Source organism: Salmonella sp. 32031103-2018-00083-FB-01-SM-01, from assembly GCF_017571995.1.
Classification (GTDB): domain Bacteria; phylum Pseudomonadota; class Gammaproteobacteria; order Enterobacterales; family Enterobacteriaceae; genus Salmonella; species Salmonella enterica.
On the sequence record NZ_JAGEQL010000006.1, the window covers coordinates 281335 to 294347 of the forward strand.

A 13013-nucleotide genomic window follows, 5' to 3' on the forward strand; every position below is an offset into this window, starting at 1 on the left:
GCGTGCAGCTAAGCAAAGTGCGCGGAAAATACCACTCCCCGCGGGGAGTGGTATGTTGAGGACAACTTATTTGCGTCTGTAGTCGATGGACAAACCAAAGCCCTGGACACCGTCGCTACCCACGGTAACGCCGCCGTCTGCTCCCTCGAACGCCGTTTTCGCTTCAGCGTTGGTGGCAGGGATGACAAGGTCTTTATCGTTCCAGCTTTCGTTAACGATACCGCCGGTACCAGTACCTGCAATTGCGCTGGTGCCAACGAATTTCCAACGGTAGTCGTACTGGCTGGTAACCTCTTCACCGGTATCGTATTTACCTGCCGTACCACCCTCTTTATCTTTCCACAACAGAACTTTATAAGTTGTGTTGGTTTTGAGCGGAGTAGAGGTACCCAGCAGGTTGGTGGTTGAGCCAGACTCGTAGATAACCACATGGACGTTTTCATCCACCACCGGACCTTCCGGAATATCGTCACCATCCGCACCACCGCCCGCATCGGTCGACAGGTCTTTCAACAGCAGTTCAGCTGCCACGGCAGGATCACCGGTGGTGGTGGTTGGCGTGATTTTGATACCGATATAGTGGTCGGCGTCACCCGCCTGAATTTCATAGGTATCGCTACCTTTGGTGCCAATCTCTTCGGGATTGCTACCATTCTGGTCGCTGTATCTCATCCACTGTACCGTCAATTTCGTGGCGGCGTTGTCGGTATCCAGGTCGCCTTCCGTATCGCCAATCGCCCAGTTCACCGTGACCTTATCGCCAACGTGGAACTGCTTATCGCCTTCGGTCACAATTTTACGTTCACCGCGATCGATAGTTACCGTCACGTGATCTTTGTCGGTATCCGCGGTTTTATCCGCTGCACGGGTAATCCACGGCACCGAACCCTGAATGGTGCCCGTCTGTTCAGAGACAATCTGCCACTGCCCCGATTTCAGATTACCGTTTGCCGCCACCGCTGGCGCGGCGCAATACCCGGCAACTACTAATGCTAAAGCGACCTTCGTCAGCCGCCGTTTTACTGTTGCTTGCATTCAGACTCTCCTTTTTCTCAAAATTCAGCGGCTGGCTGGTCAGCCACAACGCTGACGCTATTTCTGGCTATACGTAACGCGTATACCGTAACCCTGAACGCCATCTTCCTCATTGGCGGCAAACTTCTGCGCCGCCTCTTTATTGGTTACTGGCAGGACAAGATCTTCATTCATGGTGTTGGCCAGCGCGCCGGTATGTCCGTTTGTACTCTGCCCGGTAAACTCCCACTGGTAGTCGTACAGCGCCATCTCTTCTTCCGTGAGCTGCTCGGACATCTGAAAAACATTGTCTTTATTCTTGTCGCGCCACAGCAGGAAACGGTAGGTATTATTGACCGTAGGGTGCTTATCTTCTTTGCCGATAAGGTTGACAGGGTTGGCGGCTTTGACCTGATAAATCACCGCATTCAGCGCGCTCAGGTTGTCGCCGATAAAAGTGACATCAACGTAGTTACTGTCGCCATAGGCGTCTGCTTTCGCCTTCCAGCGGAAAGTGCCCGGCAGGGTGCTGGAAAGCGTCACCGTCCCCGCTTCTTTGTCACGGCTGGCAATAAACACGCAGGGGGTTTCCGTAGTGCAGGGCGTCTGGGCCAGGGTGACTTTTTTATCATTGCTGTCGTACAACACGGGCGTCATGGCATCGTCCACCAGTTCGTTACCATTGCGATCCGTGGCGTCGCCAAAGGAATCGGTGATCAGGAGATCCATCACCACGCCGTCTTCGCCATCGGCCAGCGCGCTGGCTTCATGGCTGTGATCGCTGCGATCGGTATCGGCAATGTTGTCGACGATCAGTTCAATTTTGCGATCCTGCTGGACGGTGATTTCAACCACGCCGGAGTTCTGCTTATTGCCCTTTTCGTCTTCCAGCGTCATGCGTACTTTCCAGGTGTTCAGGGCGGTGCGCTGCTCTTCGGTATCGGCGTTAACCCAGGCAGGAAGCACCAGATTCCAGCGGTTGTTGTTACCTTCGGTTAACGCATTAGCTTTTACTACCGGCATCACCAGCGTACGGGCGGCGTTGTTTTTCGCCTGCCAGGAAGCAGAAATAATTTTGTAATGGTGGTTAATCAGCGCGTTGACAGTCCATTTGCATTTTTCCAGACCCACCGCGGCCTCAGGCGTATCTTCAATCACGCATTCCGGGTGTTCGTTGGTGGCGTCGGCCTTCAGCCACAACGTAACGTCCAGCGGATCTTTCTCGCGATATTCGAGAACGATGAAATTGTTACGATCGACAAAATCGGTGCGGCTGCCCATTAAGGAGTGCTGAATTTTAACGTTTTCTGGATCGAGCTGCGCCGCCAGCGGCGTGCCTATCTGGTAGTTCACAGTCGCGTTAACGCTAAAATCGTTACTATCGCCAGTACCGGCTTTGTAATCCGTACCAACCGTGACCAGCGGTACCGGCGTGTAATTTAGTCCGACGGTAACGGCATGAGGATCTTTTTGCAGGTTATCGGTGCCAAACAGCGCCACTTCATCGCCGTAGTACTGTTCATAAACTAATTTAGCGCCAAGCTGCGGATAAAACGGCAGCCAGCTTTCCATGCGGATATCCCAGCCGCGCGCGGGTCGTTCTTCATAAAAGTCGAAATCTTTGGAATCTTTCCAGTCAGAAAGAGGATGGTAATAGTTGCCGGAGAATTTCAGGTAATCCGTCCAGGCTTCGGTTCCCAGGCCTAATCGACGGTGACCGCGCGTAAAATCGTAGTCATAGAATGCGTTGCCGCCAAGCAGCCAGTTGCCGACGTTCTGGCGAACGCCAAGCCCAACGTTACCAATGGTGCGGTCTTCCTTACGCTGAGCCGAAATCTGGCTAAAGAAAAGCGTGCTCTGGTTATCATACCAGGGAATAAAATAATCCAGCGAACTGCCGTCCAGATCGCCGCCTTCGCCAATAGATAAACTGGTGCGCACTTTACCATAAGGCGAAAGCATACCTTCGAGATAGGATTGCGCAGAAGACGTGACTTGCCCTTGAATATAACCGCGCGCCTGGGATTCCAGCGCTTCCGGAGTGAGATTATCAAAGCCCTGGGTGGCGGAATTAATAAAGTAGTTAGCGCCCTGTTCTTTAAAGGTCTTTCCTTTATTTTCCTGTTCTTCTTTTTTCGCGGATTCGCTGGCTAAATCAGGCAGGGAGGAGTGGCTTTCATCATTTGCAGATACAGAGTTATCTGCGCCGGAAACCGCAACTGATACTCCAGACACTAATAGCAAAACCAGAATGCGAATCCTTCGCACCATATGATATCCCTGTCGTTAAATAAACACGCCGCTATGAAAAGATATTATATGGATGATTCAGATGGAATCATAACTAACAGACCTAAATATATTCCTAAAAAGAAAAGTTTAATATGAAACAGATTTATAATATTGATATAATAAATAAAAAAGAAAGCTATTATTTATTTCTAATATTAATTTTCGGAAATAATATTCCCTATAAATAGTTGAATAAATAAAAAGAATAAAATAGCTACCGGGCAGGATACGATGCTGATATTACGGGAGTATCGAATAACGCTTTTGTCCTTAGCCGGATAAGACGTCGGCGCCTCTGCTCTGCGGCGCAACGTCGACAGCGATTTTATTGATCGGAAATGACGAAGTTAACCCGTTTTTTTGAAATTAAACCATGACCGTTCTGGCAAAAATAGTCCACTGCGCCGCAGGCTTTCAAAACCTGTAATGGCTGGCGGCAGTCAGGACAAATTGCCTGTAACGAGAAATCATTAGCGCATGTCTCGCAATGCGCTGTATCGCCATTGCGCTCCAGCGCGTGATGGCAAACGGGGCAGGTTATTTCCATAACATTCTCCTCAGGCGCGTGACTCACTTTTACTTGAAAGGCCTGATAGCGCAGCGCTTGTCAGGCCTGGAATATTACTGAAAAAGCATTACTTGCTTTTCTTGATATGTTTCATCAGACGCTTACGTTTGCGCATTTGCGTTGGCGTCAGTGTGTTACGCTTGTTCGCATACGGGTTCTCCCCTTCTTTAAACTGAATGCGAATCGGCGTCCCCATCACTTCCAACGACTTGCGGAAGTAGTTCATCAGATAGCGCTTATAGGAGTCTGGCAGATCTTTTACCTGGTTGCCGTGAATAACCACAATCGGCGGGTTATAGCCGCCAGCGTGGGCATATTTCAGTTTCACACGGCGACCGCGCACCAGCGGCGGCTGATGATCTTCAACCGCCATCGTCATGATACGGGTCAGCATCGCAGTGCTCACCCGGCGAGTGGAACTGTCGTAAGCCTCGCGTACGGACTCAAACAGGTTGCCGACGCCGCTGCCGTGTAGCGCAGAGATAAAATGAACACGGGCAAAATCAATAAAGCCCAGACGGAAATCCAGCGTCTCTTTCACCTGCTCTTTGACTTCCTGGCTCAGGCCATCCCATTTGTTGACTACGATAACGAGTGAGCGCCCACTATTGAGGATAAAGCCCAGCAGAGACAAATCCTGGTCGGAGATCCCCTCGCGCGCATCGATAACCAATAGTACGACGTTAGCGTCTTCAATCGCCTGCAACGTTTTAATCACCGAGAACTTTTCTACCGCATCGGTGATTTTTCCGCGCTTACGCACCCCCGCCGTGTCAATCAGCACATATTCCCGTTCGTCGCGTTCCATCGGGATATAAATGCTGTCGCGAGTGGTGCCCGGCATGTCGTATACCACCACGCGCTCTTCGCCGAGAATACGGTTAGTGAGTGTGGACTTACCTACGTTCGGGCGACCAACAATCGCCAGCTTTATCGGCAGGCTTTGCGGGTCAAAATCATCTTCCGGCGCTTCTTCGCCATTTTGTTCCGCCTCGAACTGCGCCCAGTATTCCGCGTCTTCATCCACCTCTTCCTGCGGCGCGACATCATCCATCCACGGCAGAAGCACATGTTCCAGCAGGCTCAATACGCCGCGACCATGTGAGGCGGCGATAGGGTAAATTTCGCCTAATCCCAGCGAGTAAAAATCGACAACCGCCTGATCGGGATCGAGACCATCCGTTTTATTCGCCACCAGGAAGGTCGGTTTTTCACGGGAACGCAGATGTTTGGCAATCGCTTCATCCGCCGGCATCAGGCCAGCGCGCGCATCTACCATGAATAACACCACATCCGCTTCTTCAATCGCCAGCAGCGACTGTTCCGCCATCCGCGTTTCGACGCCATCTTCGGTGCCGTCAATACCGCCGGTGTCGATACAGATAAACTCGCGGCCTTCAACCTCCGCACGACCGTACTTACGGTCACGAGTCAGACCCGGGAAATCCGCAACCAGCGCATCTCGGGTGCGGGTCAGACGGTTAAATAGCGTGGATTTTCCGACGTTAGGGCGCCCGACAAGCGCGACCACAGGTACCATGTTTAAAGCCTCATTAAAAAAATCATCAGACAACGCGCGCATTTTGCGCCATTGTTAAAAACAGGAAAACGGCCCCTACACCAGGAGCCGTTTTTTAAAACGCACAACCGTGACGATTAACGCGTAATCGCGTAGACCGTACCGTCTTTGGCCTGGATGAGCAGTTTACCATCCGCCACCGTCGGTTCGGTCAGAAAACCGGAACTGTCTACTTTTTGTTGGGCCACAAAACGCCCGTCATCAACATCAATCCAGTGCAGATAACCTTCGCTATCGCCGACGACTAAATCACCATTATACAGTACCGGGGAGGTCAGCAAACGGTGCAGCAGATCGCTTTGCGTCCACAGCGTTACGCCGCCGTCAGTGGTCAGCGCCAGCACGCGATCGTTCTGATCGACCAGGTAGATACGGTCGCCGTCGACGATAAAGTCATTGACCGAACCCAGCTCGCGTTTCCACATAATCTGACCACTGCGCAGATCCAGCGCCGTTAAGTTACCATTATACGCCAACGCGTAAACGACGCCGTTTACCACAACCGGCGTGGTATCAACGTCGCTCAGACGGTCAATTTCCGTTGGGCCAGTGGCCTGGGAGATACGCTGTTGCCAAATCATCTGCCCTTGTTGCATCAACACGGCGCTGACGCGGCCATTATCACCACCAACGATAGCCGCGCCGAACGCGGTTGCCGGCGCAGATTCGCCGCGCAGTGATAGCGAAGGCATATCCAGGTTCACCGTCCATTTAATGGCGCCATCCGCCTGATTTAGCGCCTGCAACTGACCGTTGCTGGTATGGATAAGGACGATTCCATCACTGACAACCGGGCGAGACAACGCTTCGCCTGCGACCTTCGTCTGCCATGCTGTGGTACCGTCGCTGGTATTCAGCGCATAAACCTCGGCCTTTTCACTGCCGATATAGACGTGACCGCCCGCGACCGTGACGCCGCCGGACAACAGCGCGGACGAACGAGAGAACCAGCCGTCTTTCTCGCCCAGATTCACAGACCAGATCTCTTTGCCATCATCCGCATTGAGCGCTTTTACCACGCCCGCGCGATCGGCTGCATAGACCACGTTATCTGCCATTACCGGATGAAGGTTAGAATAAAATTCGCCAATTCCGTTACCGACAGAGGTGCTCCAGACAGTGGTCGGGGTAAACTGGTTTTCAACTTGCGGTAATGGAGACATCTTGACGACATCTTCTTCGCCGCTAAACAGTGAACAGCCGCTGAGCAGGGTAACGGAAAGCAACCCTGGCAGAAGTAATTTACGCAATTGCATCGGGTCCCTCTCAGATGGACAAATTATTGATTTTCATCTGCATCATTTCGCTCAACGCCGGAGAAGCATCGCTATTGACGCCCGCTTCCCATGCGCTGCGCGCGCCTTTTTTATCACCCTTACTCAGCAACGCTTCGCCGCGCAAATCCGCGACAATGGCCGTCCATCCTTCGCCTTTAACGGCATCCAGAGTTTTCAGCGCGGCATCAGCTTGCTTAAGCTGTAACTGAACGCGAGCGAGACGCAGATTAATCACCGCTTTGAGATTTTCATCGCTGGTGGCCGCCAACCCCTGCTGCAACTGGGCTTCGGCTTTTTTAAGTTCATTCTTATCCACAAACTGCTGCGCCAGTTCCATAGACGCCAGCGCACCATAGGTATTTTTATTCTCAGCCGCGAATTTTTCAGCGGCCGGAATGCTATCCGGCTTATCGGCGCTTACCGCCGTCACCGCATTTTGATACGCCAGAGAAGCAGCACGCGCGGACTCCGTCTGATGGCTGCTCCAGTAACGCCAGCCAACCAGCGCGCCAACCCCTAAAATCACTCCGACAGCCAGCGCTTTGCCGTTTTCGGCAAAGAAGCGTTTAATCGCATCCACCTGGTCGTGTTCGTTCTCGTAAATTTCCACGCTGTCCTTCTCCTTAGCCCAATAAAGTGCGCAAATGCGCGGCGACGCTGTCCTGCGCCACTGCCGTTTGCTCACCGGAGCGCAAATCCTTCACTACAACAGTCCCATCGGCGACTTCAGATTCGCCAAGAACCAGTGCAATACGGGCGCCCCACTTATCGGCGCGGGCAAACTGTTTCTTAAAGTTGCCGCCGCCGTGGTTTGTCATTAGCTTCACGCCTGGCATTTCATCGCGCAGCCGCTCCGCCAGCGTCATTGCCGCAGACTGCGTTTGTGCGCCGGCAGCCACCAGGTATATATCGACAACAGGAGAGGCAATAAATTCCGGATTAACTGCCTGAACTAACAAAACAAGTCGTTCCAGGCCCATCGCAAAGCCCACTGCCGGGGTAGCGCGACCGCCCAGTTGTTCCACCAGACCGTCATAACGACCACCCGCACAGACGGTGCCTTGTGACCCCAGACTGTTTGTTACCCATTCAAATACGGTGCGGTTGTAGTAATCCAGACCGCGTACCAGACGCTGGTTGACGGTGTAGGCAATCCCCGCCGCGTCCAGCAATTTACACAGGCCGGCAAAGTGCTCGCGTGAATCGTCATCGAGATAGTCGCCGAGAGCGGGCGCGTCGTTGAGCAGCGCCTGCACGTCCGGATTTTTTGAATCCAGCACGCGCAGCGGATTGGTATACATGCGGCGTTTGCAGTCTTCGTCCAGCGTCTCTTGATGCTGTTCGAGGAACGCGACCAGCGCATCGCGATAGTTCGCACGCGCCTCTAACGAACCAATAGAGTTCAGCTCCAGGCTAACGTGTTCAGCGATGCCCAGCGCGCGCCACCAGCGGGCGGTCAGCATAATCAGCTCCGCGTCAATATCCGGGCCTTGTAAGCCGAAGACTTCGGCGCCTAGCTGATGGAACTGACGGTAGCGACCTTTTTGCGGACGCTCATGACGGAACATCGGGCCGATATACCACAAACGCTGTTCCTGATTGTACAGGAGACCATGTTCGATGCCGGCGCGTACACAGCCCGCCGTACCTTCAGGGCGCAATGTCAGGCTATCGCCGTTGCGATCCTCAAAGGTGTACATCTCTTTTTCAACCACGTCAGTAACTTCACCGATCGCGCGTTTGAATAACGGGGTCTGCTCTACAATCGGCAAGCGGATTTCACTGTAACCGTAGCTGCCGAGCACGTTTTTGAGTGTGCCTTCAATGCGCTGCCAGATGGCGGTTTCGCCAGGCAGATAATCGTTCATGCCGCGAATGGCTTGAATGTTTTTTGCCACGTTTATTCTCTTTCTGAATATAAAAATGAACCCTCAGCGCTTCCCCGAACGAACCGGGAGCCATGCGGGTTCAATCATACACGGGAAGCGCGCCGCTTCCCATCACGTTCTTATTTTTCAACCTGCAGCACGTCAATCCGACGCGCTTCATCAAGTTGACTTGCTTTCGCGCGAATACGGGATTCAAGCTGCGCGATCATATCGTCGTTGTCGAGTCTGTCTTTACGCACGCCGTCTTCATACAGGCCGCTTTTTTTATTGCCGCCCGTCACGCCCAGCGTCGATACCAGCGCTTCGCCAGGCCCGTTCACTACGCAACCGATGATCGAGACGTCCATCGGGGTGATGATATCTTCCAGACGCTGCTCCAGCGCGTTCACCGTGCCGATAACGTCGAACTCCTGGCGAGAACAGGTCGGGCAGGCGATGAAATTGATGCCGCGCGCGCGAATGCGCAGCGACTTCAAAATATCGAAACCGACTTTGATCTCTTCCACCGGGTCGGCCGCCAACGATACGCGCAGCGTGTCGCCGATGCCTTCCGATAACAGCAGACCTAAACCGATCGCCGACTTGACTGCCCCGCTACGCGCGCCGCCCGCTTCGGTGATCCCCAGATGCAGCGGCTGATCGATCTGTTTAGCCAACAAACGATAAGACTCAACGGCAAGGAATACATCGGACGCTTTTACGCTCACTTTGAACTGATCAAAGTTGAGACGATCGAGATGATCGACATGGCGCATGGCTGATTCCAGCAGCGCCTGCGGCGTCGGCTCACCGTATTTTTCCTGCAGATCTTTTTCCAGCGATCCGGCATTTACGCCGATACGAATAGGGATGTTTTTGTCGCGCGCGCAGTCCACCACCATACGAATGCGCTCTTCGTTACCGATATTGCCGGGGTTGATACGCAAGCAGTCAACGCCGTATTCCGCTACTTTCAGCGCAATGCGGTAGTCGAAGTGAATATCGGCAACCAGCGGGACGTTAACCTGCTGTTTGATAAGCTTGAACGCTTCGGCGGCGTCCATGGTCGGTACAGAAACACGAACAATATCTGCGCCAACGCGTTCCAGCGCTTTGATCTGATTAACCGTCGCTTCCACGTCAGTGGTACGCGTGTTAGTCATCGACTGGACGGTGATGGGGGCGCCATCGCCAATCGGCACATTACCAACGTAAATACGTGTCGATTTTCTACGTTGAATCGGAGCCTGGTTATGCATGAAAAATCTCCCGCGTTACCCGTCTGTTACTGCGCCGGTGTCGGTTCGGCATTAAGGGTCAGACGCGCAACCTGATTAGTTCTGATAAAGCGGCTCAGATCGACAGGTTTTCCTTGATACTGGATCTGCACCGCGGCCGGTGCGCCAATTTTAAGTTTATAAGGCGCCTGACCTGTTAGGTTTAAATTACCATCTTTACGCTGCATACCGCTAAACAGCTTCTTACCCGTGGCGTCAGTGACTTCGAGCCAGCAGTCAGCGGTAAAATTCATCACCAGCGCGTTCGGATCGGCAGCAGGCGCCGCTACGCCAGCCTGACTGGTCGGCAGCGCGGACGGCGTTTCCGTTGCCGCTGGCGCGGCAGATGTCGCAGCCGTATCGACATTCGCCTGCGAAGGCGCGACTACCGTATTTTGCGTTGCCGTTGCCGTTGGCGCTGGCGTTTGCGTCGCCGCTGTCGAATCAACCGGCGTCGCAGGAGCCGGAGCCGTTTGCGCTGGCGTCGTATCCTGGCTTGTCGCGTCACGGGTGTCCAGCGGTACATTTTGGCCGCTGTCTTTATCTGCGTTCAGTTCAGCCGTGCTTTGATCGGCCATTGTCGTGATCTCTTCCTGCTGCGCCTTATGGTTCTGCCACCACCAGGCGCCGGTCAGCCCTACGACCACAAACAGTACCAGCCAGGTAAAAGACATTAACCAGCCGTCGCGTTTTTTGCGACGCTTTCCTAATGAGAAACTCTGCATCGGAGCGACTTTGGCGGCGCGCAGCGGGGCCTGTTTTTCCAGCCCCGGCAGCAGTTCCTCTTCTGGAACATGCACCAGACGCGCATATGAGCGGATATATCCGCGCAGGAAGGTTGAAGCAAGATCGGACGGCGCCTTATCTTCTTCAATATCGCGTACCGTAGAAACCTTCAGGCAAAGTCGCTCAGCGACAGCCTGCTGGCTGAGTCCGAGTTGTTCACGGGCATTGCGCAGACGAACGCCGGTGGTTTGTGCTTCATTTTGGTCGTGCGTGGCTTCAGTATTCATTCGCTACAGCTACAGGTACGTGTAAATTAGGATTCAGGCGCCGACGAGCCGTAATGCCCGCCCACACCGCGAAACATCAGGTTAGTTAACCTTAGTCAGACAGTATAAGCCTGTCAGGCCGCAGATGACAAAACCGCGTAAGACACAAGGCTAAACTCTTGTTGCACCGTTACATACTGCCTTAAAGTCGACAAAAACGCACCGTTATTATTGACCAGACAAGTACAACGCCAGACATTATTCAACTGACATTGCGCCACGGTATAATGAATGCACCGTGGCGCAACTGCTATCAAATAGCCTTGATGTCAATCACCTCTCCCTGCATACGCTTACGCAGGGTACGTTTAGTACGGTCAATCACATCGCCTGCCAACTGTCCGCATGCCGCATCAATGTCATCGCCACGCGTCTTGCGTACGATGGTCGTGAAACCATAACTCATCAAAACTTTAGAAAAGCGATCGATACGGCTGTTAGAGCTGCGGCCATACGGCGCGCCAGGGAACGGGTTCCACGGAATCAGATTAATCTTACAAGGCGTCTCTTTTAGTAGCTCCGCCAGTTGATGCGCGTGTTCAGTGCCGTCGTTGACGTGGTCAAGCATCACGTATTCAATCGTCACGCGCCCCTGATTGGCGTTGGATTTCTCCAGATAGCGGCGAACCGCACCCAGGAACGTTTCGATATTGTATTTTTTGTTGATCGGGACGATTTCGTCGCGAATAGTGTCATTCGGCGCATGTAAGGAGATAGCCAGCGCGACATCTATCATATCGCCCAGCTTATCCAGCGCAGGCACCACGCCGGACGTTGAGAGCGTGACACGACGTTTGGACAGGCCGAAACCAAAGTCATCGAGCATAATTTCCATCGCCGGTACGACATTGGTCAGGTTAAGCAATGGCTCGCCCATCCCCATCATGACCACGTTGGTGATCGGACGCTGGCCGGTGACTTTGGCCGCGCCGACGATTTTCGCCGCACGCCAGACCTGACCGATAATTTCCGATACGCGCAGGTTGCGGTTAAAGCCCTGCTGCGCAGTTGAACAAAACTTGCACTCCAGCGCGCACCCTACCTGTGAAGAGACACACAGCGTAGCGCGGTCGTCCTCCGGGATGTAGACCGTTTCAACGCGCTGATCGCCGACAGCAATCGCCCACTTGATGGTGCCGTCTGAGGAACGCTGCTCTTCAACGACCTCCGGCGCGCGGATTTCCGCGACCTCTTTTAATTTGCCGCGCAACACTTTGTTGATGTCAGTCATCTCATCAAAATTATCGCAGCAATAGTGATACATCCATTTCATCACCTGATCGGCGCGGAAAGGCTTTTCACCTAAGTTTTTAAAAAACTCGCGCATCTGCTGACGGTTTAGATCCAGCAGGTTGATTTTTGTTTCGTTGTTAAGAACTACCGGGGTACTGCTTTCAGGTGTGACAATTTGTTCAGACATATGCTATTCCGGCCTCGTTATTACACGTTATGGCCCCTGGAGGGTTGAAAAAAGAAACGCCCCGGTAAGCTTACTGCTCGTCCGGGGGCGCTGCATTGTACAAATTCTGGCGTAAGGATGCCACGTCTGCACGCGGCATTAGCGAAAATAATATTTGAACCGATAATTTATCGCCAACGCATTTACAGCGTGAAAGACGAAGGAGATTAACGGGTGCGCGGGCACACTTCGCCTTCACCGAAGAAAAAGGCGATTTCGCGCTGCGCGGATTCCAGCGAATCCGAACCATGGGTGCCGTTTTCAGTTAAGCTATCAGCGTAGTCGGCGCGCAGCGTACCCGCCAACGCGTTCGCCGGATTGGTGGCGCCAAGCAGATCGCGGTGACGCTGTACCGCATTTTCACTTTCCAGCACGGATACCACGATAGGGCCAGAGGTCATGAACTCCACCAGACCGTCAAAGAACGGCTTGCCGTCGTGCTCAGCATAGAAGCCGCGCGCCTGCTCAACAGTCAGGTGCAGCATTTTAGTGCCAACAATTTTGAACCCTGCAGCTTCAAAGCGCGCAAAGATGCTGCCAATAACGTTTTTTGCCACCGCGTTGGGTTTAATGATGGAAAAAGTCCGTTCAATAGCCATGTTTACCTCTAAAATATGTTCTGTTGTT

At 53.1% G+C, this 13013-nt stretch carries 11 protein-coding genes; all 11 read right to left on the bottom strand.

The window, feature by feature from the left end; all coding sequences use genetic code 11:
• Positions 1 to 66: 66 nt before the first annotated feature.
• The 11 genes from J4614_RS18075 to ndk all read right to left on the bottom strand — a co-directional run bounded on the left by J4614_RS18075 (position 67) and on the right by ndk (position 12985).
• Complete coding sequence (locus J4614_RS18075; protein ID WP_001630290.1) at positions 67 to 1035, bottom strand: SinI family autotransporter-associated protein; 969 nt, start codon at positions 1033 to 1035, stop codon at positions 67 to 69.
• Between the two features lie 57 nt (positions 1036 to 1092).
• Entirely contained in the window at positions 1093 to 3285 is a 2193-nt protein-coding gene (sinH, locus tag J4614_RS18080; protein WP_058343906.1) for an intimin-like inverse autotransporter SinH, read from the bottom strand.
• Positions 3286 to 3631: 346 nt separating this feature from the next.
• A complete protein-coding gene (locus J4614_RS18085; protein ID WP_000406472.1) occupies positions 3632 to 3853 on the bottom strand; it encodes a zinc ribbon domain-containing protein in 222 nt (73 codons plus the stop codon).
• Between the two features lie 88 nt (positions 3854 to 3941).
• Positions 3942 to 5414 carry a ribosome biogenesis GTPase Der gene (gene der, locus J4614_RS18090; RefSeq protein WP_000249411.1) on the bottom strand — a complete coding sequence of 491 codons (1473 nt, stop codon included), beginning with the start codon at positions 5412 to 5414 and terminating at the stop codon, positions 3942 to 3944.
• Between the two features lie 116 nt (positions 5415 to 5530).
• Positions 5531 to 6709 (bottom strand): outer membrane protein assembly factor BamB, encoded by a 1179-nt coding sequence (gene bamB, locus J4614_RS18095; protein ID WP_001177071.1) that lies wholly within the window; start codon positions 6707 to 6709, stop codon positions 5531 to 5533.
• Positions 6710 to 6719: 10 nt separating this feature from the next.
• Positions 6720 to 7340: a YfgM family protein gene (locus tag J4614_RS18100; RefSeq protein ID WP_000409190.1), complete on the bottom strand. Its 621-nt coding sequence runs from the start codon at positions 7338 to 7340 to the stop codon at positions 6720 to 6722.
• Positions 7341 to 7353: 13 nt separating this feature from the next.
• Positions 7354 to 8628: a histidine--tRNA ligase gene (hisS, locus tag J4614_RS18105; protein WP_001107141.1), complete on the bottom strand. Its 1275-nt coding sequence runs from the start codon at positions 8626 to 8628 to the stop codon at positions 7354 to 7356.
• 110 nt (positions 8629 to 8738) lie between these two features.
• Entirely contained in the window at positions 8739 to 9857 is a 1119-nt protein-coding gene (gene ispG, locus J4614_RS18110) for a flavodoxin-dependent (E)-4-hydroxy-3-methylbut-2-enyl-diphosphate synthase (protein WP_000551832.1), read from the bottom strand.
• 26 nt (positions 9858 to 9883) lie between these two features.
• Positions 9884 to 10888, bottom strand: a complete 1005-nt coding sequence (rodZ, locus tag J4614_RS18115) for a cytoskeleton protein RodZ (protein ID WP_001090885.1) — start codon at positions 10886 to 10888, stop codon at positions 9884 to 9886.
• A gap of 292 nt (positions 10889 to 11180) precedes the next feature.
• Positions 11181 to 12347: a bifunctional tRNA (adenosine(37)-C2)-methyltransferase TrmG/ribosomal RNA large subunit methyltransferase RlmN gene (locus tag J4614_RS18120; RefSeq protein WP_000003206.1), complete on the bottom strand. Its 1167-nt coding sequence runs from the start codon at positions 12345 to 12347 to the stop codon at positions 11181 to 11183.
• A gap of 206 nt (positions 12348 to 12553) precedes the next feature.
• Positions 12554 to 12985, bottom strand: coding sequence for a nucleoside-diphosphate kinase (ndk, locus tag J4614_RS18125; RefSeq protein WP_000963846.1), 432 nt, complete (start codon positions 12983 to 12985; stop codon positions 12554 to 12556).
• Between the last annotated feature and the right edge of the window lie 28 nt (positions 12986 to 13013).